Below are 24078 nucleotides of genomic sequence, written 5' to 3'. Positions count from 1 at the left end.
GGTGCTCCTTGGGGCGGAGGTTCTCTGGTCGGGATCCTCAGATGTACGGAGTCGGCCGATGTACGAGGTCGGCGGATCAGCCCTCAGACGAAGGTCACCGACACCAGGCCGAGGGCACTGAAGCGGGCCTCGATCCGCTGGCCGGCGCGGACGAAGGGGGCGGTGGTCATGGTGCCGGGGAGTACCACGTGTCCCGGCTCCAGTGCGGTGCCGAAGGCGGCGAGCGTGTTGGCCAGCCAGGCGACCGCGGCGGCCGGATGTCCCAGTACCTCCTTGCCGCTGCCCGTCGCGACGGCCTCGCTGTCCACGACCAGTTCGGCGGTGACGGTGGCGAGGTCGGGTGCGTCGCCCAGGGGTGTCCAGGGGCCGCAGACGAGACCGGCCGCGCTGGCGTTGTCGGCGACCGTGTCGGCGAGGGTGATCTTCCAGTCGCGGATCCGGCTGTCGACGATCTCCAGCGCCGGGGCGACCGCCTCGGTGGCCTCCAGGACGTCCTCGACGGTGACGTCGGGGCCGCGCAGGGGCCGGGCGAGGCGGAAGCAGATCTCCGGTTCGATGCGCGGCAGGCAGTAACGGGCCGCGGGCACCGTGCCGCCGTCGCGGTGGACCATGTCGTCCAGGAGGTGGCCGAAGTCGGGCTCGTCCACGCCGAGCAGCTGCTGCATCGCGGCCGCGGTCAGGCCGACCTTGTGGCCGACGACGGTGGCTCCGGCGGACAGGCGCCGGGCGATGTTGCCCCTCTGGACCGCGTAGGCGTCGGCCACTTCCAGGCCTGGCAGCAGGTCCGACAGCGGGTCGATCGGCGCCACGCGCCGCTCTGCCTCGCGCAGGAGCCGACAGGCTTCCTCACGCTGTGGTGCGGTGAGTGTCATCCATTGCTCCTCGATGCCAGGCGCGTCGCCGCGTCGTGGATCAGCTGTGCGTGCAGTTCGAGCAGCGCCACCAGGTCGACGGCGTCGCCGTTGATCTCCCGGTGCACGAACAGGCCGTCGGCCCCGGCGACGGCGTAGGTGGTCAGGGTGTGTACGGACTCGTCGTCCAGGTCCGGGAACAGGGTCCCGACCACCTCGGCGATCTTCCGGGCGGCGATGTCACGGACCTCGAGGAACACCGTGCGGCCCCGGGGTTCCACGGGCCGCCGCTCCAGCGCGAGCATCAGGCCGAGACGCAGGAAGTCCGGCGCGTCGACCAGCGACCTCGCCACGCTCGCGGCCATGACCGTGACCCGCTCAAGCGATGTGCCGGTCTCCTCCCGCGGGAGCTCGACGGCCGCCAGCCAGGTCTCGAAGCTGCGCTCGATGACCGCGGCGATCAGGTCGTCCTTGTCCTTGAAGTGCCAGTAGATCGAGCTGGCGGGCAGCCCGCACTTGGCGCTGACCGCCGCGATGGACGTGCCCTCGTAGCCACGCTCGCCCGCGATCTCCACCGTGGCGTCGAGGATGCGCTGCCTCGACTCCACCCCGTTCGCACGCTTCCTGCGCGCCGTCTGCGGCTTGGTCATGGAGTGCGCCCTTCCTCGTCGTCCCGGCACTTGACCGTCCTCTGCACCCACCTTACCGTAGCGGTCATTCCAATTGGAGTAAACGCTACAGCAATGAGTTCGCAACACATCGCGAACAGGGACGACAGCGAGGTGGCCTGGTGAGCGGAGTCAGTGGCGAGGGCGGCGACTACGACGTGGCGGTGATCGGCTACGGGCCCACGGGCGTGACCGCGGCAAACCTGCTGGGCGCGATGGGCCTGCGGGTCGTCGTACTGGAACGCGACGCCGAGATCTACACCCGGGCCCGGGCCATCTCCACCGACGAGGAGGTCATGCGCATCTGACAGCGCGTCGGTCTGGCCGAGCGGCTGGCGCAGGACATGCTGACCGAACGGCCCCTCGACTTCGTCGACGCCCGCGGCCGCCCCTTCCTCTGCGCGCACCCGACCCCGCGCGGCCACGGGCATCCGCCACAACTGTTCATCTACCAGCCCGCGTTGGAGCAGGTCCTCCGTGACGGCGTCGCCCGCCACCCGAACGTCGAGGTGCTGCTGAGGCACGAGTGTCTGCGGCTGCGCCAGGACGCCGGGGGCGTCGAACTGACGGTGGTCGGCACGGCCGACGACTCCGTGCACCGGCTGCGCGCCTCGTACGTGATCGCGGCCGACGGCGGCTCCAGCCTGATCCGCTCGCAGCTGAACGTCGGCTACGAGGGGCGCACGTACGAGGACCGCTGGGTGGTGATCGACACCGAGATGATCAAGCCGTGGCCGGACCACGACCGGCTGCGCTTCCACTGCGACCCGGCGCGGCCCGCCGTGGACTGCCCCACCCCGCTCGGCCACCACCGCTGGGAGTTCCCGATCCTGCCGGGCGACGACGAGACGCACCTGACGACCGACGAGGCGGTGTACGCACTTGTGGCCCGGTACGGAATCAGCCGGGACAGCATCAGGAGCCTGCGGGCCACCGTCTACAGCCACCATGTGCGCTTCGCCGCGCGCTTCCGGGTGGGCCGGGTCTTCCTGGCCGGTGACGCCGCCCATGCCATGCCGCCGTGGATCGGCGACGAACTCGGCCTGGAACGAGCCCACTTGGTCGGCAACTCCTACGGCGGTGCCTGTGCACTGCGCCTCGCGCTGGACACGCCCGGCCGGGTCGACCGCATGGTGCTCATGGGGCCCGGCGGTATCGGCACCACCCGCTCGCTCCCGACAGCGGGCCTGAACAACCTGGTCAACTACTACGGCGGTGACGGGCCTTCCCGGCTGAAGCTGGAGACGTTCATCCGCCAGTACCTGGTCTTCAACGCCGCCGACGTCCCGGACTCGGCGAGCGACGAGCGCTACCGGGCCAGCATCGACCCGGAGGTCATGGCTGCCCCGCCGTTGCGCCGCCCGTCAGGCCCGAACGCGCTGCGCACGCTGTGGAAGATGGACTTCACCCGCGACCGGCGTCTGGACCGCCTCCCCGTGCCCACCCTGGTGCTGTGGGGCGCCGAGGACCGGGTCAACCGGCCCGGCGGTGGGTGCATGCTGGCCGACCGGATGCCCGACTGCGACCTGTATGTGGTCGCCAACACCGGCCACTGGGTGCAGTTCGAGCGGGCCGAGCTCTTCGACCGGCTGTGCGCCGACTTCCTGGCAGGCCGACGATGAACACGCCTGGCAACGCGTCGGTGTTCGGTGCCGTCCACCTCGGCTACATCGTCATCGAGACCAACCGCTTCACCGACTGGCGCCGCTTCGGCACCGATGCCATCGGCATGCACCACGACGCCCTCGACACGGACTTGACGCGCTTCCGTCTCGACGACCAGGAGTGCCGCTTCCTGCTCCGGCGCGGCCCGGCCGAGGATGTCGTCGCCACCGGCTGGCACGTCGACGACCACGCCACCTTCGAACGGATCGAAGCACGCATACACGCCCACGGCGTTCCCATGGCCCACGGCACCGCCGACGAAGCCGCCCTGCGTGGCGTCGAGCGTCTGCTGCGTTTCCCCGGCCCCAAGGGCATCACCCAGGAGATCTACACGAACCCGCTGAAGTCGGCGGAGCCGCTGCGCATGCGGGCCTCCGGGTTCGTCACCGGTGACTCGGGGATGGGGCATGTCGCGATCACCTCCGCCAAACCGGCCCAGCTCCGGGGCTACTTCGACACCGTCTTCGACGCCCGCCTGACCGACTGCATCGACGAGACCATTAACGGCGTCAAGCTCAAGATCCGCTTCCTGCGCGTCAACGAACGCCACCACTCCATCGCCGTCGCCGCCGTCCGGGGCCTGCCCGTCGACCCGGTCCGCACCCGCGTCCAGCACCTCAACATCCAGGCGGCCAGCCTCGACGACGTCGCCCAGAGCTACCGGCGCGTGTGCGAACTCGGCTTCGACATGGCCCTGTCCGTCGGACAGCACACCAACGACAAAGAGCTGTCCTACTACGCCCGTACGCCCTCGGGCTTCGAGTGGGAGGTGGGCTGGAACCCCGTCGTCGTCGACGAGACCACCTGGGAGCCCAGCACCCATCAGGGCATCAGCATCTGGGGCCACACCGCCGTCGGCCGGACCATCGTCGGCAAACTCGACCAGTTCCGGCTCGCCGCCCGCTCCCTGGCCCGCCGGGAGGACACCGTCCCCGCCCTCAGCGGCACCGGCATCCCTGACAACTGACCGGGCTGCCGCCCTTCGGGAGGTCGCGATCGGTCGTCCACGGCATGGGCACTGCCCCCGAACGTTCCGGGACCGGTCGGCGTCATAGCGGTAGCCGTCCCCGAGGGAGCCACCATGACCGACGTTCGCATGACCACCTTTCACTCCAGTCGTCGTCTTGTGTCCGTCGCGGGACTGGTCGGAGGGCTGTTGTGGGCGACCGTCGCCTGCGGCACGGAGTCGTCCTCGGGATCCGGATCCGCCCGGGTGGGCAACCCCGAGCCCGCGACGTCCCCGAGCGGGACAACCTGGCGGGAGCCCGGCTCGTACGTCTACACGCTCAAGTCGACCGAAGGGGAACGGAGTCTGATCGGCACCTTCCGGGTGACCGTCCGCGACGGCAAGGTCGCCGAGGCCGTCGGTCTCGACGCGGACAGTCGGCGAGTGGTGCGGCAGTTGCCCGGTGAAGTACCCACCATCGGCGAGCTGTTGGACGAGCTGGAGCAGGCGCGGCGCGACAACGCCGACACGGCCGAGGCGGAGTACGGGTCCGACGGTCACCCCGTGCGGATCTCGCTGGACTGGGACGAGAACGCGGTCGACGACGAAGCCCTTTATGTCATCAGCGCCTACGCACCGACCTCCGGTTAGCGCGCCGGCCCCTTCACGGGTGACTCCGCGTCGGCGTGACCGGCGTCGTCGGCCGCGTTCGCCGGAGCCTCGCAGGACGACTCGGAGGGCTCTGAGGCCTCGGCCGGCTTGGACGACTCGGACGGCACGGTGAGGCGGGCGTGGCGGAGGGCCGGGAAGGCCGCGGCGACCACGAGGGTGGCTGCGACGCAGAAGAGGCCGCCCATGACCACGGCGGCGCGGGCGCCGGTCAGTTCGGCGAGGAGGCCGACGGCGGCGTTGCCCAGGGCGGGCGAGACGGTCGCCTGCACCATCCACAGGCCGCTGACCCGGCCGCGCAGGTCGTCGGGGGTGCCGTGCTGGAGGAGGGCCGAACGCAGGGTCTCGGAGATCAGGTCGCCCAGTCCGGCGAGGGCCGGCAGGACGAGCGCGAGCGGAAGGTAGGAGGTCGAGCCGAAGCCCGTCAGTGACAGCCCTGATCGGATTCTTCGAGGCCGCGGGGCTGTCCTTGCAGGACGCCTACCGCGCGTGCATGGAGACGATCCGGCTCGTCGCGGGCTTCGTCGAACTGCAGGACATCGTGTACGACCGTCCGCCCGCCCACGTGAACCCCGCGGACCTGGCACAGCTGCCGCCACCGTGGCTGCGCCCCAAGGGCCCTGAGGACTCCGAGGGTTCCGGCAGCTCCCATGCCTCCGAGGGTTCCGAGCCGGTGGGAGATCTGCCGCATCTGGCACGGCTCGGCGAGCTGGAACCCGACTCCCCCGACACCCTGTTCGCGTTCTCCCTGGACATCCTCGTCGAGGGGATCGCGGCCCGCGCGGCACGCCCCGGGGAGTTCGGTGACGCGAACAGGTGCGGGGCTGCCGCTATGACGAGCTCGGCTCGGGCCCGTACTTCGACGAACTCTTCGACGAACTCGGGGAGGGCTTCGTCGCGTGCATGGCCTCCAGGTCCTGGATGGTGCCGCCGACCTTCTTGCGCAGCGGGCCGAGCATCTTCGGCTTCGCGCTGATGGCCCAGCGCGGACCGACGAGGTACTTGCCCCCGTAGATGGCGGCACTGTCCAGCCAGGTCAGCTTGTACTTCTCCTCGGGAAAGGTCGTGATGAGGTAGTCGCCCTCGGGGGTGTGGCAGACACCTTCGCGGAGTTCGTCCGCGTCGGTCCGGATCTTGACCTTGCAGCCGGTGAGGTTGGCAATCACCTCGACCTTCGCCGGCGCCACGACGGCGGCCATGGCAGCGGTGGACGGCTTGCTGTCCCCCGCGGGCTTGTCGTCGCCCCCGCCGCTGCAGGCTGTGGCCAGGGGAAGTAGGGCGAGGCTGCCGATCAGGGCGGCGCGGCGCGCCCCGCGGGCGGTGAAAGTGCGGCCGGTCCGTCCTCGCTGTGGCTGCTGTGACACGTACCTCTCCGAATCCGGGCTGTTCCCGTCCGCGCGAGCGGCCAGGCGTACGACAAGGGGTACGGGTGAACGCAGGTGGCCGTTCACCCGTACACGAACGAAGGTCGCGCTCCGCACGACGAGATCGCCGAAGGAGCGGGCGGGGCGCGGGAACGCCTGCCGCCCGAGTGGGCCGACGAGGCTCTCACCCCGTCGGCCCACCGCCTTCTGACGAGACGTCAGCTCTTGCCGAGCATCTTGTTCATCTGCTTGATCTCGGCGGTCTGGGCCGTCACGACGGCGCCCGCGAGCTTCGTGGCGGGACCGTACGTGCCGTCGGCCTTCTCGGTCTCGGCCATCTCGACGGCGCCCTCGTGGTGCTCGACCATCATCGTGAGGAACATGGTGTCGAACTCGGCGCCGGACGCCTTCTCCAGCTTGTCCATGTCCTTGCCGCTCATCATGCCGGGCATGGCGGACGACATGTCGTGGTCCATGGCGCCGGACATCTCCTCGGGTACGTCCTCGCCCCACGAGGTGAGCCAGCCGGACATGGTTTCGATCTCCGGGTCCTGTGCCCCCTTGACCTTCGTTGCCAGGTCCTTGACCTCCTGCGAGGAGGCGCGGTCGGCGGCCAGTTCGGCCATGTCGACGGCCTGACGGTGGTGCTGGATCATCTCCTTGGAGAAGTCGACGTCCGCGTCGTTGTGGTCGCCGGCCTTGGCGGAGGCGGTCGCGGTGGGGCTGGAGTCGGACTCCATGGACCCCATGTCGTGTCCTCCGCTGCCGCTGTCACTGCCGCAGGCGGCGAGGAGGAACGCGGCCGCTCCCGCGGTGACGGAGAGGGCGGTACGGCGGACGAGTGTGCGTTGCGCGGTCATGGTGGAACTCCTGGGATGGCTGGGGTGAAGGGCATGCCGGAGCGCGGCGCCGCGCCGGATGGCGTGCGACGCCTCGCGGGCCGCTCTAGATCCGCAGGAGTTGGAGTTCGGAGAGTGAGGGCGGCGCCCGGCCGCCGTCGGGGCCACTGCCGGTCGAAGCGGTACCGGCCCGTGGCACTCCGGCGCAGGCGGCCACGTCGGGCAGCAGCACCGGCACCATCGCGGGCGAACCGGCGACCGACGCGGACGCGCACGTCGGATCCGCGTGCTGGGCGTGGCCCGTGCAGCCACCTTCGCCGTGATCGCACGCGCCCGGCATCGACGCCACCACGCTCATGGGCGCGGCCACCGGCATCGGGTCGTGACCCGAGCCCATGGGAAGCGGCCCCAGGCCGTGCATACCGACCAGGCCGAGGAGCAGCGCGCTCACGAGCAGCCCGGCGAACCGCGACGTCGATCGCGGTCGAACGAGCTGTCCGAGGCGGTTCACCGCCTCGTCGCGGACACTGGCCATGGATCCCTTGCGTCTCAGGTGCCACCGGAGTGGATACGAGGGGATGATACCTACCCAGGGTATTGCACCGTGCCGCGGGGTCCGATGTCCGGCCAACTCACCGGGAGCACCGGGTGACGGACGAGGAGGTCTCCGCCCTCCGCAAGGCCCTGAGCACCCGTGCCCATGCCGCCCGGTCGGGCCGGGCGGCACGGGGGGCACGGGCATCCGCGCCGATCCGGGCGTCACTTGATGTGGCGGGTGACGCCTGTGGTGGCGTGGAGCAGGTACTCCAGAGGGCCTCGGCGGAACCGTCGTGTCCAGGCGGCCGCCAGCAGCATGGCGGTCGCGATGAAGGCGAGCAGTGCGACCAGGGCCGGGACGGTCTCGTCCTCCATGCCGACCACGTAGATGGCGAGGATGTGCAGGACGTAGGCGGTCAGGGAGATCATGCCGACCGCGGCGACGGGCGTGGCCAGGCGCGTGACGCGGGGCATCCGGGCCGTGACGGCGACGCACGCGGCCACCACGAGGAGCGCGACGCCCGTGTTGCCGAGGATGGAGAAGGTTGTCTGACTGTGCGGCGCGGCCACCAGCAGCCAGGCGGCCGGGGTGCCGTCCGTGAGGTAGCCGACGGTGTCGGACCACCAGGCCGAGGCCGCCGAGTCTCCGTCCGTGGCCGCCGCGACGGTGGCGTGCGCGTGCGGGACGAGGCGCAGGGCGAGCCAGGAACCGCCGTAACCGAGGACGGCCGACCCGCCGCCGGCCAGGGCGAGTCGGGCGCGGACCTTGACCCGGCCGAGGTCGAGCCGGGCCACCACCATGCCGACGATCATGAACGGCATCCAGGTGAGCACCGGGTACTCACCGGTGAACAGCAGCTCCACGAGACCGTCCGTGTCGCTGATCCGCGCCAGCGGGTCCCAGCGGACGACGGTGTCGGCCCAGTCCCCGTTGTCGATCGACTGGCGGACCACGTGGAGGAGTTGGGGCATGACCAACGCGCACGCGGCGCCGACTGCCGCGAGCGTCCGGACCCGCAGCCGGTACAGCGGGAGCACGACGAGGAAGGTCAGTCCGTAGAACGCGAGGATCACGTCGACGTCGGTGTCCAGCGCGGTCAGGGCGAAGCCCAGCACGACCAGGACCACGGAGCGGATGAGGATCCTGCCCACGGCCTGCCGTCCGGCCCGACCGGTGCGGGGGTGCGGGCGGCCGGTGATGAGGACGAGCGAGAAACCGGCGAGCAGGGCGAAGAGCGCGGAGGAACGCCCGCGCGCCAGCTCAAGGACGAAGCCCAGCGGCCCGCCCACCGAAGGGTCCGGGCCGACATGGGCCGCGTACATGCCGAAGACCGCGAGTCCGCGGGCCAGGTCGATGCCTGTCAGCCGCCCCGTCGACGGCGCGCGGAGCGGTGATGGGGGCGGTGGTGGGAGTGCTGCCTTGTTCCGAGGCAGGCGCCGGGGACAGAGCCGTTGAGACCGATGGCGCGTCGTGTGTCATGTGCTTCAGGATCGGGTGCGTGCGGGCTCCGACCCATCCGGCAGGTGGCCGGAGTTGCCCCGCCGACCGGCCGGAGCCGCCCCCGTCTCCCGGCGAGCGCCGACGCGACGGAACCGGAGGAGGCTCCTGGGCGTCGTAGGAGTCCATTGGCGGCCCCGGGGCGAGGGGAGCGCAGGTGATCCGGGTACTGGTGGTCGACGACGAGGCTCTGATCCGTACGGGCTTTAGGCACATCCTCGACTCCGCGGACGGCCTCGAGGTCGTGGCGGCGGTCCCCGGCGGCCAGGCCGTCCACTCGGCACGGGAGCTGCGTCCCGACGTCGTGCTGCTCGACATCCGGATGCCGGACGTGGACGGGCTCACCGTCCTGGCCGAGCTGCGCCGGCTGCCGCAGCCGCCCACGGTGGCCATGCTCACGACGTTCGACATGGACGAGTACGTGGCGACGGCACTGCGCTCGGGGGCGGCCGGGTTCCTGCTCAAGGACACCGATCCCGTGCAACTGCCGCTGCTGGTACGCAGTTTGGCCGACGGCGGGGTCGTCCTGTCGTCCCGGGTCACCCGCACCGTGGTCGACGGGTATCTGGACAACGGTCCCCACGAGGAGGCCGCCCGTTGCGTGGCCCGGCTGACCGAACGCGAGCGTGCCGTTCTCGTCCTCATCGCCGAAGGACTGTCCAACACCGGTATCGGCACACGGATGCATCTGAGCATCGGCACGGTCAAGGACCATGTGAGCGCCGTCCTCGCCAAGTTGGAGGTGGGCAGCCGCGTCCAGGCGGCCCTGCTCGCCGAACGCGCGGGTCTGCTCAGGCCACCGCGGGACCCGGAGGACGGATGAAGCCCCTCACGGGACTCGCGGGACTCACGGGACCGGAAGCGCGGATGAGGCACCGCCCCGTGCCCGCCCCGCTCATGGACGCCATGCTCGTCGCCGTCTGCCTGATGGACGTCTGGATCCACTACGACAGCGAAGAGCCGCTGCGCATGGCCTGCGCGCTGCTCGCCGCCTTCTCTCTCGTACTCCGGCGCCGTCTGCCGCTGTTGACCTTCCTGCTCGCCCTGCCGGCCACCTTGGTCAGCGACGCGGTACTCGCCACTCTGATCGCGCTCTACACCCTCGCCTCCCTCAGCCGTCGTCGCGTGCTGCTGGCCCTCTGCGCGCTGGCATGCTCGGCGAGTGACCTCACCTGGTGGTCGTGGCCGTCACCCGAGTTCTCCGACCTGTCGGACTCCTCCGACCTGGTCACCGTCACCTACAGCCTGGCGACGGCGGCCGCTCCCGTCTTCCTCGGCCAGCTCGTCCAGACCGGACGCGAGCTGTCCCTGCGGCTGTCCGAGATATCCGAGGCGCGGGAGCACGAACGCCGGCTGCTGGCCCAGGGCGTACTCGCGAAGGAACGCGCGCAGCTCGCACGGGAGATGCACGACGTGGTCTCCCATCAGGTCAGCCTGATCGCCGTACGCGCCGGAGTGCTCCAGGTCGCCACCCGGGACCCGGAAGCGAGAGAGGCCGCGGCCACGATCCGGCGGCTCAGCGTGCAGACCCTGGACGAACTGCGGCACATGGTCGGCGTGCTGCGCGCCTCCGGAAGCCGTCCCACGGAACTGACTCCCCAGCCGTCCCTGGCAGACCTCCAGCGGCTCGTCGACACCAGCGGCATCGAGGCCGCGCTGCGCACGGACCTGCCCGACAACCTCTCACCGTCCGTCCAGCGCGCCGTCTACCGCACCGTCCAGGAAGCACTGACCAACGTACGCAAGCACGCCCCCGGGGCCACCGCCACCATCCACGTCCACCACGCGGACGACACCGTCCACGCCACCGTCACCAACGCCTCCCCCACCCGCCCCGCGCTCCCCCTGCCCGGCGCCCACCACGGCCTCGTCGGCCTGCGCCAGCGGGCCGAACTCCTCGGCGGCACCGTCACGTCCGGCCCCACGGCCGACGGCGGATACGAACTCCGGTTGCGCCTCCCGGTCCAGGACACGCCATGACGTCAGGGCCGTCTTCAGACAACTATCAGTGGCCGTCCTCAGGCGGCCATCATCAGAAGCATCGTCGCCATCGAGCCGCCCATTCCGACATGACCGGCCAGGCGCGCGTTCGGCACGGTGAGCAGCGAGGGACGCCGTCGGGCGTGACGGTGGCGGGCCCGCGTACCGGCGGCCACGGCCGGCCGCGACCCGTCCCTGCCGCGCAGGCGGGCGCGGACGGCCAGAGCCATGAAGATCACGAAGTACGCGGCCAACGCCCAGAAGGCCACACGCCAGGCGAGCACGCCTCCAGAGGAGCCGGCCGCCTCGGCCAGACCGCCGTGACCGTGGGCGCCCACGCTCTCCATACCGGCCATGCCCGCCATCCCTCCGTGCCCGGAGGAACCGGCCAGCGCGAGAGCGGGTGAGGACGTCGTTCCGGACATGGCCAGCGTCATGAGCACCATGGCGGCACTGCCGATCACGACGTGGCCGCCATGACGCAGATACCGCAGGCCGCCCCATACGGCATGCCGTACGGACAGTGCCACGCCTCCCAGGCAGAAGGCGGCGAACACCGCGGCCCACCAGGTGCTGTACGTGCCGTAGTGGGCCGCCGTCGGCGGCGCGGCCATCACGGCCATTCCTCCGCCCATCACGGCCTCGGCCGCCGCTTCGAACCGGGCCCAGCCTCTGACGAGAGCCATACGAAGCAGGTTGCCGCCGGCCACGCCGACGCCCAACACCACCAACATCCAGCCCAGAAGCGGTCCCGTCATGACGCCACCCTTCGGGGGAGCCGGGCCCGTTCTCCGGCTCACCGATCGCCGACCCTACGTACCCGCTCAGTACGTGGCGTTCGACGATCCGACTCAGAACGGAGGGTCCTCTTCAGTGCCCGTGCCCGTCCGAGGTCCCCTCGGTGGCCTCTTCTGCGGCCTCACTGTGATCGCCGTTTCCGCCCGACGTCTCACCCGCGTGAACGGTGAACGCGGCGGTCCTGACCACGCCTTGGTGCTTGAAGTCGAGGAAGAGGCGGTACGCGCCCGGGCTCGGCACGGTGGCCGTGAACGAGATGCCGGGGCCGGACTTGGTCTTCCCGTCGCCGGGTTCGCCGTTGGGGTGGACGTGGAGGTACGCGAGGTCGCCGGAGCGCAGGGCGACCAGGTGGCCGTAGGCGCCGAGATAGGGCTGAAGGTCGGTGACGGGCTTTCCGCCGCGGGAGACGTTCAGCTCCACCTCGCCCGCCGCGCCCGGTCGCAGACCGCCCGCCAGCTTGACCTCGTACCCGTCGACCTTGGCCGTCGTGCTCGCCGCCGGCAGCCCCTTCGGCTCGTACGGGCCTGCGGCCGCGAGGTCGGCGCCGAGAGTGAGGTTCTCGGCCCCCTGCTTCGCCGGGGTGAAGTCGGCGAAGACCCGGTACCCGCCCGCCCGGGGCAGCTCGACGGGGATGCTCCAGGTGCCGTCGGCGGCCCGGGTGGGGTGCAGATGGCGATAGGTGACCAGGTCGCGCGAGGCCACGATGAGGTGGAGTTCCTTCTCGTGTTCGCGCTTGTACGAGGTCACCGCGCGACCCTTCTCGTCCTGGATGGTGAAGCGCAGGTCGGCGCGCTGCCGGGCTTCGATCCGGGAGGTCTTCAGGTCGAGCGTGTAGCCGTTCTCGGAGATCTGCAGTCCGCCGGCCGGGAGCGACTGGCCCTTCTGCGCCGATTCGTGCTCCGCGTGACCCCCGCCCCCTTCCGGCTCCGGTGACGGTTCGGCGTGGGTGTCGTGACTCGCGGGCTCGCGGTCCGCGACGACGGGGTCGATGCCCTGGCCCACGCCGTAGGCCGTGCCGAAGGTCGCGGCGAGTGCGGCGGCGAACGCGGTGATCTTCACTCCGGTATGCATGGCCATCTCCTGAGGGACGGGGGCCGATGACTGGGAGGCGAGGCCCCTCCATGCACTTCAACATACCCCTAGGGGGTATAAAGTCAAGGCGACCGCACCGCTTGCGTCAGATACCCTACAGGGGTATACAGGTTCTCGACACGAATACCCCCACCCCGTATCGATGACCGACCGGCTGTACTCACCAGGAGGAACCCATGTCCTCGTCCTGCTGCTCCACCGACGGCTCCTGCTCGACCGCCACCACCGACCGCGCGACGGCCACCGAGGCCGTCACCGTCACCACGACCTACGCCGTCTCCGGCATGACGTGCGGCCACTGCAAGGCCACGCTCACCAAGGTCATCGGCGAGCTGGACGGCGTGACCGGGGTCGACGTCGACCTCGACACCGGTCGCGTCACGGTCGTCGGCGCCGCCGAGCCGGACGACACGCTGATCGCCGAGGTCGTCGACGACGCCGGCTACGAGCTGACCGGCCGGGTCTGACCCCGGGCACTCCCCCGCACCGGCCGGGGTCCGCGCATCGCCGGGTCCCGGCCACCCACCCCGTACGAGGAGCAGCCATGACCACCACGACGACCGGCGCCGAGGTAGAGCTCGCCATCGGCGGCATGACCTGCGCCTCATGCGCGGCGCGTATCGAGAAGAAGCTCAACCGCATGGACGGAGTCACCGCCACCGTCAACTACGCCACCGAGAAGGCCAAGGTCGCCTACGACGGTGACGTCTCCGTCCAGGATCTGATAGCCACCGTCGAGAAGACCGGGTACACCGCGCACGAGCCGGCGCCCGTACGCAGTGAGCCCGAGGGTGACGACGAAACGGCGGGCGCCGACGACGAACTGCGGCCGCTGCGCGAGCGGTTGATCACCGCGGTGGTGCTGGCCGTTCCCGTCGTCGCGATGGCCATGATCCCGGCCCTGCAGTTCGAGTACTGGCAGTGGCTGTCCCTGACGCTTGCGGCGCCGGTCGTGACGTACGCCGCCTGGCCGTTCCACAGGGCCGCGTTCACCAACGCGCGGCACGGCGCGGCCACCATGGACACGCTGATCTCGGTGGGCACCTCGGCCGCGTTCCTGTGGTCGCTGTGGGCCTTGTTCCTCGGCACCGCGGGCACGCCCGGCATGACGCACCCCTTCGAGCTGACGATCGCCCGGGGCGACGGCGCCGGGAACATCTATCTGGAGGCGGCCGCGGGCGTGACCGCATTCATCCTGGCCGGCCGGTACTTCGAGGCCCGCTCCAAGCGGAAGGCGGGCGCGGCGCTCAAGGCACTGCTGGAGCTGGGCGCGAAGGACGTCACCCTGCTGCGTCCCGACGGCCGCGAACAGACGGTCCCGACCGCCGAGTTGAAGGCCGGCGACCGCTTCCTCGTGCGCCCGGGCGAGAAGATCGCCACGGACGGGACGGTCGTCGAGGGCTCCTCGGCAGTTGACGCCTCGATGCTCACCGGTGAGTCCGTGCCGGTGGAGGTCTCCACGGGCGACCCGGTCACCGGAGCCACGATCAACGCGGGCGGACGGCTGGTCGTCGAGGCCACCCGGGTCGGCGCCGACACCCAACTCGCCCGGATGGCCCGGCTGGTGGAGGACGCGCAGAACGGGAAAGCCGCCGCGCAACGCCTCGCGGACCGCATCTCCGCCGTGTTCGTGCCGGTCGTCATCGCGCTCGCGCTGGGCACCCTCGGTTTCTGGCTGGGCAACGGGTCCGGGCTGACGGCCGCCTTCACCGCCGCGGTCGCCGTACTGATCATCGCCTGCCCGTGCGCCCTCGGTCTGGCCACCCCGACCGCGCTCATGGTCGGTACCGGCCGCGGCGCCCAGCTCGGCATTCTCATCAAGGGCCCGGAGGTCCTGGAGTCCACCCGCAAGGTCGACACCATCGTGCTCGACAAGACCGGCACCGTCACCACCGGCCGTATGACCCTGCTGGCCGTGCACACCGCCGACAGCACCGACGAGGCCGAAGTCCTGCGCCTGGCAGGCGCGTTGGAGCACTCCTCCGAGCACCCGATCGCCCGCGCGGTCGCCGACGGGGCGCTTGAGAAGCTGGGTTCGCTGCCCACCCCCGAGGACTTCGCGAACGTACCCGGTCTCGGTGTGCAGGGCATCGTCGACGGCCACGCCGTTCTCGTGGGCCGTGAGCGGCTGCTCGCCGACTGGGCCATGGAACTGCCCGAGGAGCTGACGCGGGCCAAGGCCGAGGCGGAGGCGGCGGGACGCACCGCCATCGCGATCGCCTGGGACGGCGAGGCACGGGCGGTCCTCGAAATCGCCGACGCCGTGAAGGAGACCAGCGCTGAGGCGATCACACGACTGCGCGCGCTCGGCCTGACGCCGATCCTGCTGACCGGCGACAACCGGGCCGTGGCCGAGTCGGTCGCCCGCGAGGTCGGCATCGCGCCCGAGGACGTCATCGCGGAGGTGCTGCCGCAGGACAAGGTCGACGTCGTCAAGCGGCTTCAGAACGAGGGCCGTTCGGTCGCGATGGTCGGCGACGGCGTCAACGACGCGGCCGCCCTCGCCCAGGCCGACCTGGGCCTGGCCATGGGCACCGGCACGGACGCCGCGATCGAGGCCGGCGACCTGACGCTCGTGCGGGGAGATCTGCGCGCCGCGGCCGACGCCATCCGGCTCGCCCGTCGCACCCTCGGCACCATCCGGTCCAACCTCTTCTGGGCCTTCGCCTACAACGTGGCCGCCCTGCCGCTCGCCGCGGCCGGTCTGCTCAATCCGATGATCGCCGGAGCGGCCATGGCCTTCTCCTCGGTGTTCGTCGTCGGCAACTCCCTGCGGCTGCGCTCGTTCCGCGCGGCGAACTGACCGGAGGCAGGTGTCGTGCGTTCCTTACACCCCTGGCTGCTGACATGCTGCCTGCCGTGGTGACCGTCCGAGAGCGATCGTCGGGAAGGAGCCCATGTGGCGACATCGGACTGGCAACCGGTACTCGTACTCCTCGTACTGATCGTCGCGGCCGTCGTACTCCTCCATGCCCTGTCCGTCGTACTGCGGGCGGTCCGGGAGCCCGTGCACACCGGCCCGTTCAGCGGGGGCCTCGAACCTCAGGAACACCCGCTCTCCCGGTTCCACGTGCGCTGGTACCCCGTCACGATGGTCTTCCTCGCCTTCGACATGGAGATGCTCTTCATGTATCCGTGGACGAAGGTCGTCTCGGCCGTCGGCACGAGTGCGGTCGTCGAGATGTTCCTCTTCCTGGGAATCCTGCTCGCGGGCGTCGCGTATGCCTGGCGCGAGGGGGCGTTCCGGTGGAGCTGAGACGCGCACTCGTGCGGGCGGCCGTGGCGCGGCCGGGCGTCCTTCTCGCGGTCTCCCCCGGCGCCACGCGGCAACGGCTCGCAGTGGAAGCGGAGTTGGCGCTTCGCGGCTGGCCGTGTGCGAGCGGACCGGCGGAGGCCGATCTGCTCGTCGTCGTCGGCGATCGTGAAGGCCAGGGCGAGGGAGAGGAGAGCGACTGGCTCGCTGGTCTGTGGCGCGGCATTCCGGCGCCCAAGGCCCGGGTGTGGGTCACTGATCCCGAGCGGGCCGCCGACGCTCTGGCCAGCGGGCTGGCGGACCTTGTGCGCGGAGAACACGGGACCGATCACGCCCCCGACGCTCACCACGAGCACCACGAGCACCACGAGCACCACGAGCACCACGAGCACCAACAGAACGATGGCACCGCTGCACATTCGGACCACAGCGGGCACGACATGCACGGTGGGCATCACGGTCACGCAGGCCACGACATGGGCCTTATCGAGGGACTACCTATGGCGGACCGGGCCGATGACCGCGACGGTCTGCGGCTCGACGTGCTGCACGTGCCCCTGGGACCCGTACTCGCCGACTGGCCCGCGGGGCTCATCCTGCGCCTGGCCCTCCAGGGCGACATCGTTCAGGAGGTCACCGTCGAACCGGTGGCCACTCCCCCGTCCCCGCGTCCGCCCTTCTGGGACGAACCGTGGCTGCGCGCGGCCGGCGGCGAGCACGTCTCGCGGGGCGACGCGGCGCGACGGCTGTGCGCGGCCCACCTGGACAGCCTGGGCAGGCTCTTCGCCGTGGCCGGTTGGGACGACATGGCCGCGCGCACCCGACACGTACGGGATCGCGCCCTCGCCGGAGCCGCTGCCGTCGAACTCGCCTCCCTCGTACGCCCGTTGATCCGTCGGGCCGAGCGCTCGCGGACGCTGCGGTGGCTGACGACAGGGCTCGGAACGCTGACCGCCGAGCAGGCGCGTCAGCGTGGGGTGACAGGACCGGCCCTGGTCGCGGACGGGGACGCGTACAGCCGCATGCGCGTGTGGCTCGACGCGGTGGGTCGGAGTGCGGCGGTCTGCGATGTCACCGAGGCGCTGGACCCCGCCGAGGTCGTCGGACCTCGCGGGCGGCTCGACACGCCGGTGCCTCCGTCGAGGGCGCTGCTGGACAGTCTGCCCCGGCTGCTCGTAGGAACGGAGTTCGCCTGCGCGCGGATCATCGTCGCGAGCCTGGACCCGGACCTCGACGAGCCGACTCACGTGCCGGCGCCCAGGACGGTCCACAGCCATGGGTGAGCGCACTCCGCTGTGGGCGGTGTTCGTGCTGCCCGCTCTGCTGGTCGGGGCGGCCCTGGTGACAGCCGGGTTCGACGCCGTGCTCGCGGCCGGGGCCCGGCGCGGACGGCCCGGATCGCTGCGAGAGACGGCGGTCCGCGCGGCGGAGCCCGGTCGCCAGGTCCTCCGGCATCTCGTCCAGCAGCCTCGTCGGACCCGGGCGTCGGACCTGCCCCTGGCCCGCATCGGAGCCGGTCTCCTTCCTGTCGCCGCCGTCCTGGCCGCGGTCGTACTGCCGCTCGGTTTCCGGTCGGTGAGCGATCTGCCGGAAGGGATCGTCTGGTTCAACGCGATGGAGGCGCTGGCGTGGGCGGCGGTCTGGCTGGCGGGCTGGGGACCGAACTCGACGCTCTCGCTCATCGGCGGCTACCGCTTCCTCGCACAGGGGCTGGCGTACGAGCTGCCGCACATGCTGGCCATCACCACGGCCGCGCTGGGCGCCGAGTCGCTCCGGGTCGGTGAAGTCGTGGACGCCCAGGCCGGGTTGTGGTTCGTGGTGTGGATGCCGGTGGCCTTCGTGATCTATCTGCTGAGTGCCATGGCGATGGCGTTCTGGGGGCCGTTCGACCAGCCCGCCGGTCGTGACGTGGCGGGCGGCGCGGGCGGCGAGCTGTCGGGCGCGGACCGGGTGCTGTTCCTGGGCGGCCGCTGGCTGTTGCTGGTCGTGGCCGCGGCGTTCAGTGTGCCGCTCTTCCTGGGCGGCGGGCACGGACCGCTGCTGCCGGGCTGGGCCTGGACCGTACTCAAGACCGCCACCGTCCTGGCCTTCCTGGTGGGGGTCCGGCGCGCGATTCCGACCGTGCGCATTGAGCGCTATCTGGAGCTGGCCTGGGTCGTGTTGACCCCGCTGGCGATCGTGCAGGCGCTGGTCGTGGCCGTGGTGGTGCTGAACCGGTGAGTTCCCTGACGGAAGCGAGGTGACGTACGGCGATGGATGTCGCGGTCTTCTGGGTACTGGCCGTCCTCGCGGTGGTCTGCGGAGTGATGGTGTTCCGCTTCGACTCCATGGCGCGGGCGACGTTCTCCCTGCTCGCTTCGCTGCTGTGCGTGGGCGGGCTGGTCGTCCTGCTGGGACTGGACTACCTGGGCATCGTCATCGTGCTGATGATGACGATCGAGATGGCCATCATGGCGGTCTTCATGGTGATGTACATGATGAACCCGGCCGGGCTCATGCCGATGACGATGATCCACAACAAGAAGGGCGCGGCCGTCGTCTGCGGCCTGGTGTTCGCGCTGCTGGCCGCCGGGATCCTGCTCGCGCCCTGGCCCGCCCGCCGGGGGAAGGCACCCGCCGATCCGACCATGGACCTCGGCATGTCCCTCATGGGCCCGCAGATGCTCACCATGATGACCCTGGGCATGGCCCTGTTCGCGACGATCGTCGCCACCGTGGTGCTGGCCACCCGCCGGGGACGGTACGACCGGTTCGGAGACGATCTGCGGGCCCGGCGCGCGGACGACCCCGTACGGGGTGGTGTCGGCCGATGAGTCTGGAACTGTTTCTGCTGCTGGCCGCCGCGCTGTTCAGCGTCGGCCTGTTCGGTGCCCTCACCCAGCAGTCCATCGTGATGCTGATGATGGGTCTTGAGCTGATGCTCGGCGGGGTCATCCTGGCCGCCGCGGCCGCGTGGCACTACATCGCTCCGGCGGCGGCCGAGGGGCAGGTCCTGATCGTTGTGGCGGTCACGGCGATGGCCCTGGAGATGGCGATCGGGTTCGCCGTCGTCACCGCCCTGTTCCGGTCGCGGGAGATCGACATGACCGACATGGCCGCGGAGTTGAAGGAGTGAGCGCTCTGCTGTGGGCGCTGGTCGCCCTGCCCCTCGGCGCCGGTGTGCTGCTCCTTGCGGTGGGGCGGCGGGCCGATCGTGCGGCACCGGGCATTGCGCTCGCGGTCGCGGCCGCCGCGCTGGGGCTCGCCGTCACCACGGCGTTCCGGCACCCGAGCGCGCGAGCACCGTTCCTCGACGGTCTGCCGATGCGACTCACGGTGGACGGCCTCTCGGGGCTGCTGGCGGTCACGGTCACCGCGGTCACCCTCGTCGTACTCCTCTTCAGCGCTACGGAGTTCGGCTCTGGAGAGGCGCGGGCGCGGTTCTTCGGGCTGATGCTGCTGTTCGCCGGGAGCATGCTCGTCACGGTCACCGCCGCCACTCTCCCGGTCCTGCTGATGGGATGGGAGGTCATGGGCGCCACCTCTTGGGCGCTGATCGGCTACTGGTGGCGGGATCCGGAGCGTACGAGTGCGGCCGACACCGCGTTCCTCACCACCCGCACCGCGGACCTCGGCCTCTATCTGGCGGCGGGCGCGGCACTCGCGAGCGGCAGCGGCCGGAACTCGTCACTCTCGCTCGACGGCCTCGCACGGGCCGAGGAGCCGTGGCTGTCGTTCATCACCGCGGGCGTGGTCGTCGCCGCCCTCGGCAAGTCGGCCCAACTCCCCTTCAGTTTCTGGCTGTCGAAGGCGATGCGGGGCCCGAGTCCGGTCTCGGCCCTGCTGCACTCGGCGACGATGGTCGTCGCGGGCGCGTACCTGCTGCTGCGGACCGGACCGCTGCTCGACGCCTCCGGCTGGGGCGACGACGTGGTCGTGTGGACGGGTGCGGCCACGGCCGTCCTTCTCGGGCTGGTCGCGGTCGCGCAGACCGACCTCAAACAGCTGCTGGCCGCGTCGAGTTGTGCGCAGATCGGCTTCATGGTCCTGGCGGCCGGGGCGGGCGCCACGACCGGCGGCACGCTTCAGCTCGTCGCTCACGCGGCGGCGAAGAGTCTGCTGTTTCTCGCGGCGGGCGCCTGGCTGACCGCGCTGGGCACCCAACAACTGCCCGCGCTGCTCGGCGCGGCCCGCCATCACCGTACGGTCGGCACGGCCTTCACCGTGGCCGCGCTCTCCCTGGCCGGACTCCCGCCGCTCTCGCTCTGGGCCGCCAAGGACGTACTGCTGGCCGGTGCCCTGGAGCGCAGTCCCTGGCTGTACGCGGCCGGGCTCGCCGGGGCCCTCCTGTCGGCGGTCTACAGCGCCAAGGCGTTGTGGTTCGTGTGGCGTCCGGCGGTGGCGCGCCCCGACGCCGGCCGCATCCCGGCCGGTGCCGTGGGGCCTCTCGTCCTGCTGGCCTTCGCGTGCGTGGCGTTGGTGGCGCCGGCCTTCCCTCCGATGCTCGACAGCGTGGACCGTGTCCTCGCCGCGTCGGGTCAACCCTCCCCGCATGTCTGGGAGTTCGCGCTCTCCGCCGGTCTGGCTCTCCTGGCCGCCGCGGTCGCCTGGGGCTGGGGCGCGCGCCCGCTGCCCTTGGCCGCACGGGTGAAGTCGGGGTTCGCCGACTGGCTGGGCCTCGAACGCGCGGCCCATGTCCTGCTGGTCGCGCCCACGATGCGACTGGCGCGCGCCGCCGCGGCGTTCGACGACAAGGTGCTGGACCGTGCCGTCGACGGCTCGGCCTCGGCTGCCGTCCGGCTCGCCCGCTGGACGGACGACGTCGTGGAACGTTCCGTCGACGGCACGGTCGGCGCGGTCGCCGCCGGAACCCGTGCCCTCGGCCGCTGGGCCCGCCGCCCGCAGACCGGACAACTGCACCAGTACCTCGCCCAGGCGGTCGCCGCCTTCACCGTCCTCGCCGTCGTCCTCGTCCTCGTGAGGTGATCCGCTTGCTGACCGCCCTCGTCTTCGCGCCCACGGCCGTCGCGCTGCTGTTGTTCGCGCTGCCCCGCCGTACGGCACCGGCCGTGTTCCGCTCGGTCTGGGTGACGGCGTCCGCCGTCGAACTGGCCCTGGTCATCGTGGTGTGGGCAGGGTACGAGCCGGGCGGGGGGATGCAGTTCGAGGAACGCGCCCGCTGGATTCCGGGCGCGGGGGTCAGTTACCACGTCGGCGTCGACGGCCTGTCGCTGCCGCTTCTCGCCCTGACTTGTCTGCTGTTCCTCGCCTGCGCCCTCTACTCGCTGCGCGAGAACCGCCGGATCCGTGAGTTCGCGGCGCTGTTCCTCTTCCTCCAGACGACCTGCCTCGGGCTCTTCGTCGCCCTCGACCTGATCCTCTTCTTCGTCTTCTTCGACCTGTCCATCGTGGCGATGTACTTCGTCATCGCCGGTTGGGGCCACCGGCAGGCCGCCCGTGCCGCGCTGAAGTTCTTCCTCTACACGTTCATCGGGTCGCTCGCCCTGCTGCTCGGCTTCATCGGCCTGTACCTCGCCGCGTCGCCGCACACCTTCGACATCGTCGAGCTGACCGAGCAGAACCCGCTCGCCGGGCGGTCCGTCTACGGGGCCCTGGTGCTGCTGGCCGTCGTGGTCGGTCTGGCGGTGAAGACCCCGACCGTGCCGTTCCACACCTGGCTGCCGCCGGCCCATGTCGAGGCGCCCGCGGCCGGTTCGGCGATCCTGGCCGGGGTGCTTCTGAAGATGGGCACGTACGGATTCGTACGCATCGCCATGCCGATCCTCCCCGAGGCCTGGCGGCGGTACGCCCTCGTGCTGGTCGTCATCGGTGTGGTCTCGGTCCTCCACGGGGCGCTGGTCGCGCTCGCGGAGACCGACTTCAAGCGGATGGTCGCGTACACCTCCGTGAACCACATGGGATACATCGTGCTGGCCCTCGGCGCGGCCGCCGCGACGGCGGACAGCTCCGAGCAGGCGCGCTCCCTCGCCGTCACCGGAGCCGTGACCCAGATGGTGAGCCACGGGCTGCTGACCGGCGCGCTGTTCCTCCTCGCGGGGGTGCTCCACGAACGCGGACGCACCTACGACATGGGCGCCTACTCCGGACTCGCCGCCGTGGCGCCCGCGTTCGCCGCCATGACGGGCGTCGCGGCCTTCGCCTCGCTCGGGCTTCCGGGCTTCTCCGGCTTCATCGCCGAGTTCCAGATCTTCACGGGCAGTCTCGGGCCACAGCCGCTGGCCACAGCTCTCTCCGTGCTCGGCATCCTCCTCACGGCCGGGCTGTTCCTGCGGGCGCTGCGCCAGGTGTTCACGGGGCCGTTGCGGCTGCCCGACGCGCCCGGCACACCGCGAGCCTTCCCCGACATGCGGGGGCACGAGAGCCTCGCCGTCGTTCCGCTGCTCGCCTTGGCCGTCGTCCTCGGCCTGGCACCGCGCTTCCTGCTGGATGTCGTCGAGCCGGCCTCCCGCTCGGTCCTGGAGTTGCTCGCCCGATGACCGAGATGAACGAGAACCCGCTCGACCTGCTGCCCGAAGTGCTGCTGGCGGCCTCGGCCGTACTGGGGTTGCTGCTCGGCTCCTGGCTGCCGCGCGCCCGGCAGTGGGCCGTCGGACTACTGGCGGTCGTCGCGTGCGTGGCGGGGATCGTCGCGGCGTCGGTGGCCGCCGCCGAGCCAGCCACGACGGCTTTCGGCGAGGCCTTCGCCGTCGATCCCGTGACCGCCGCGTCCCGGATCGTCGTGCTCGGCGGCACGCTCCTCGTCCTCGGTGTCTCCTTCCGCCCCCTGCGAGGCGATCCCCGGGAGAGCGAGTTCTACGTCCTGGTGCAACTCGCCGCCCTGGGCGCCCTGATGATGGCCGGGACCCAGGACCTGCTGCTGTTCGCCGCCGCCTATCTCCTGGCCAGCATCCCCGCGTACACGCTCGCCGGGTTCCGCAAGGACGGGCCGGGAACCGAGGCCGCCCTCAAGTACTACGTGGTCGGCGCCCTGCTTGGCGTACTCCTGCTGGCCGGTGTCACCGTCCTCTACGCGGCCGGGCGCGCGACCTTGTATCCGATGCTGGGTGACGCGCTGCGCGACGCCCCGGAGCCGCTGGTCGCCGTCGGCGCGATCGGGCTGCTGGCGGGTGTGCTGTTCAAGGCGGGTGGCGTGCCGGCGCACTTCTGGGTGCCGGACGCCGTGCAGGGCAGCAGTGCGCCGGTCGCCGCGCTGCTCACCACGCTGCCCAAGATCGGGGCGCTCGCCGCGCTCTTCCGTGTCGGTGGCGCGGTCTTCGCGGGCAGCCCGCTGCCGTGGTCGGCACTGATCGCCGTACTCGCCGCCGTGTCGATGACGCTGGGCAACCTCGGCGCGTTCTTCCAGCAGGACGTGAAGCGGCTGCTCGCCTACTCGACGATCAGTCAGGTCGGTTACCTGCTCCTGCCGGTGGCCGTGGTGGACCGCTCGGATCTCGCACAGCAGGCGTTCCTGTACTACCTCGCGGCCTACACGGTCACCAACCTCGGGGCGTTCGCGGTCGTCTGCGCCCTCCCCCGGGCCCACACGCTGGACGACTACCGGGGGCTCGCGAAGGACCGCCCGCTCCTGGCGGCGAGCCTGGTCGTCTGTCTGCTGGGCCTCGTCGGGACCCCGCCCACCGCGGTCTTCCTCGGCAAGCTCCAGGCGTTCAGTGCCGTGTTCGACGGTGGCTACGCGTGGCTCGCCGTCCTCGCCGCCGTCAACACCGTGGCGTCCCTCTTCTATTACCTGCGCTGGATCGTGCCCGCGGTCTCCCGCGGCGATTCGCCTGGTCCCGCCGAGGGGGACCGCACGGCACGCGTCGTCGCGTACGCGGCCACGGTCATCTCCGTCGGACTCGGTCTGGCGGGAGGACCGGTCCTCGACGCGCTGGCCGGGCCGATGAGCCCGTGACCGACGGCGGGCGGCGGACGGCGGACG

Annotated in this window: 23 protein-coding genes and 1 pseudogene; 15 read left to right on the top strand and 9 right to left on the bottom strand. The window is 71.1% G+C overall.

Annotated elements, in window-relative coordinates:
* Positions 1-83: 83 nt before the first annotated feature.
* Positions 84-872 (bottom strand): 2-keto-4-pentenoate hydratase, encoded by a 789-nt coding sequence (locus QF035_RS48430; RefSeq protein ID WP_307528727.1) that lies wholly within the window; start codon positions 870-872, stop codon positions 84-86.
* Positions 869-1501 (bottom strand): TetR/AcrR family transcriptional regulator, encoded by a 633-nt coding sequence (locus QF035_RS48425; RefSeq protein ID WP_307528725.1) that lies wholly within the window; start codon positions 1499-1501, stop codon positions 869-871. The genes QF035_RS48430 and QF035_RS48425 overlap by 4 nt, the downstream gene beginning before the upstream one ends.
* Before the next feature lie 140 nt (positions 1502-1641).
* On the opposite strand from QF035_RS48425, the pseudogene QF035_RS48420 reads away from it, so the two are divergent.
* From QF035_RS48420 to QF035_RS48410, 3 genes and pseudogenes are all read left to right on the top strand, one after another.
* Positions 1642-3141, top strand: a pseudogene (locus QF035_RS48420) (alpha/beta fold hydrolase).
* On the top strand, positions 3138-4151 hold the full coding sequence (locus QF035_RS48415; RefSeq protein ID WP_307528723.1) for a VOC family protein: 1014 nt from the start codon (positions 3138-3140) through the stop codon (positions 4149-4151). The pseudogene QF035_RS48420 and the gene QF035_RS48415 overlap by 4 nt, the downstream one beginning before the upstream one ends.
* 114 nt (positions 4152-4265) lie before the next feature.
* On the top strand, positions 4266-4781 hold the full coding sequence (locus QF035_RS48410; protein ID WP_307528721.1) for a DUF6174 domain-containing protein: 516 nt from the start codon (positions 4266-4268) through the stop codon (positions 4779-4781).
* Here QF035_RS48410 and QF035_RS48405 read toward each other — a convergent pair.
* From QF035_RS48405 to QF035_RS48385, 5 genes are all read right to left on the bottom strand, one after another.
* The gene (locus QF035_RS48405) at positions 4778-5386 is read right to left on the bottom strand and encodes an MFS transporter (RefSeq protein WP_307528719.1); all 609 of its coding nucleotides are present in this window, start codon (positions 5384-5386) and stop codon (positions 4778-4780) included. The genes QF035_RS48410 and QF035_RS48405 overlap by 4 nt on opposite strands.
* Before the next feature lie 243 nt (positions 5387-5629).
* A complete protein-coding gene (locus tag QF035_RS48400) occupies positions 5630-6163 on the bottom strand; it encodes a hypothetical protein (protein ID WP_373466846.1) in 534 nt (177 codons plus the stop codon).
* Between the two features lie 218 nt (positions 6164-6381).
* The gene (locus tag QF035_RS48395; protein WP_307528717.1) at positions 6382-7023 is read right to left on the bottom strand and encodes a DUF305 domain-containing protein; all 642 of its coding nucleotides are present in this window, start codon (positions 7021-7023) and stop codon (positions 6382-6384) included.
* 85 nt (positions 7024-7108) lie between these two features.
* A complete protein-coding gene (locus QF035_RS48390; RefSeq protein ID WP_307528715.1) occupies positions 7109-7537 on the bottom strand; it encodes a DUF6153 family protein in 429 nt (142 codons plus the stop codon).
* Between the two features lie 224 nt (positions 7538-7761).
* Entirely contained in the window at positions 7762-8862 is a 1101-nt protein-coding gene (locus QF035_RS48385) for a DUF418 domain-containing protein (RefSeq protein ID WP_307528713.1), read from the bottom strand.
* Between the two features lie 332 nt (positions 8863-9194).
* Between QF035_RS48385 and QF035_RS48380 the strand changes: the two genes are divergently transcribed.
* Together QF035_RS48380 and QF035_RS48375 are read left to right on the top strand one after the other, a co-directional pair.
* Positions 9195-9860 (top strand): response regulator, encoded by a 666-nt coding sequence (locus QF035_RS48380; RefSeq protein ID WP_307528711.1) that lies wholly within the window; start codon positions 9195-9197, stop codon positions 9858-9860.
* A 44-nt stretch (positions 9861-9904) separates the two neighbouring features.
* The gene (locus QF035_RS48375) at positions 9905-11017 is read left to right on the top strand and encodes a sensor histidine kinase (RefSeq protein WP_307531932.1); all 1113 of its coding nucleotides are present in this window, start codon (positions 9905-9907) and stop codon (positions 11015-11017) included.
* Between the two features lie 38 nt (positions 11018-11055).
* On the opposite strand, the gene QF035_RS48370 is transcribed toward QF035_RS48375, so the two are convergent.
* A complete protein-coding gene (locus QF035_RS48370; RefSeq protein WP_307528709.1) occupies positions 11056-11775 on the bottom strand; it encodes a DUF5134 domain-containing protein in 720 nt (239 codons plus the stop codon).
* Positions 11776-11887: 112 nt separating this feature from the next.
* The gene (locus QF035_RS48365) at positions 11888-12886 is read right to left on the bottom strand and encodes a hypothetical protein (protein ID WP_307528708.1); all 999 of its coding nucleotides are present in this window, start codon (positions 12884-12886) and stop codon (positions 11888-11890) included.
* A gap of 197 nt (positions 12887-13083) precedes the next feature.
* On the opposite strand from QF035_RS48365, the gene QF035_RS48360 reads away from it, so the two are divergent.
* The 10 genes from QF035_RS48360 to QF035_RS48315 all read left to right on the top strand — a co-directional run bounded on the left by QF035_RS48360 (position 13084) and on the right by QF035_RS48315 (position 24051).
* On the top strand, positions 13084-13374 hold the full coding sequence (locus QF035_RS48360; RefSeq protein ID WP_307528706.1) for a heavy-metal-associated domain-containing protein: 291 nt from the start codon (positions 13084-13086) through the stop codon (positions 13372-13374).
* 77 nt (positions 13375-13451) lie between these two features.
* Positions 13452-15710, top strand: coding sequence for a heavy metal translocating P-type ATPase (locus QF035_RS48355; protein WP_307528703.1), 2259 nt, complete (start codon positions 13452-13454; stop codon positions 15708-15710).
* A 96-nt stretch (positions 15711-15806) separates the two neighbouring features.
* Positions 15807-16163 carry an NADH-quinone oxidoreductase subunit A gene (locus QF035_RS48350; protein WP_307528701.1) on the top strand — a complete coding sequence of 119 codons (357 nt, stop codon included), beginning with the start codon at positions 15807-15809 and terminating at the stop codon, positions 16161-16163.
* On the top strand, positions 16154-17443 hold the full coding sequence (locus QF035_RS48345; protein ID WP_307528700.1) for a hypothetical protein: 1290 nt from the start codon (positions 16154-16156) through the stop codon (positions 17441-17443). The genes QF035_RS48350 and QF035_RS48345 overlap by 10 nt, the downstream gene beginning before the upstream one ends.
* Positions 17436-18380, top strand: coding sequence for an NADH-quinone oxidoreductase subunit H (locus QF035_RS48340; protein ID WP_307528699.1), 945 nt, complete (start codon positions 17436-17438; stop codon positions 18378-18380). Before QF035_RS48345 ends, QF035_RS48340 begins: the two co-directional genes overlap by 8 nt.
* Positions 18381-18412: 32 nt before the next feature.
* A complete protein-coding gene (locus tag QF035_RS48335; protein WP_307528697.1) occupies positions 18413-18973 on the top strand; it encodes an NADH-quinone oxidoreductase subunit J in 561 nt (186 codons plus the stop codon).
* A complete protein-coding gene (locus tag QF035_RS48330) occupies positions 18970-19275 on the top strand; it encodes an NADH-quinone oxidoreductase subunit K (RefSeq protein ID WP_189838816.1) in 306 nt (101 codons plus the stop codon). Before QF035_RS48335 ends, QF035_RS48330 begins: the two co-directional genes overlap by 4 nt.
* Complete coding sequence (locus QF035_RS48325) at positions 19272-21125, top strand: NADH-quinone oxidoreductase subunit 5 family protein (RefSeq protein WP_307528694.1); 1854 nt, start codon at positions 19272-19274, stop codon at positions 21123-21125. The genes QF035_RS48330 and QF035_RS48325 overlap by 4 nt, the downstream gene beginning before the upstream one ends.
* 5 nt (positions 21126-21130) lie before the next feature.
* Positions 21131-22636, top strand: coding sequence for a complex I subunit 4 family protein (locus QF035_RS48320; RefSeq protein ID WP_307528691.1), 1506 nt, complete (start codon positions 21131-21133; stop codon positions 22634-22636).
* Positions 22633-24051, top strand: coding sequence for an NADH-quinone oxidoreductase subunit N (locus QF035_RS48315; RefSeq protein ID WP_307528689.1), 1419 nt, complete (start codon positions 22633-22635; stop codon positions 24049-24051). The genes QF035_RS48320 and QF035_RS48315 overlap by 4 nt, the downstream gene beginning before the upstream one ends.
* Positions 24052-24078 lie beyond the last annotated feature (27 nt).

Origin of the sequence: Streptomyces umbrinus (assembly GCF_030817415.1) — a bacterium.
Classification (GTDB): Bacteria; Actinomycetota; Actinomycetes; order Streptomycetales; family Streptomycetaceae; genus Streptomyces; species Streptomyces umbrinus_A.
This window is presented reverse-complemented; position numbering and strand designations above follow the sequence as displayed.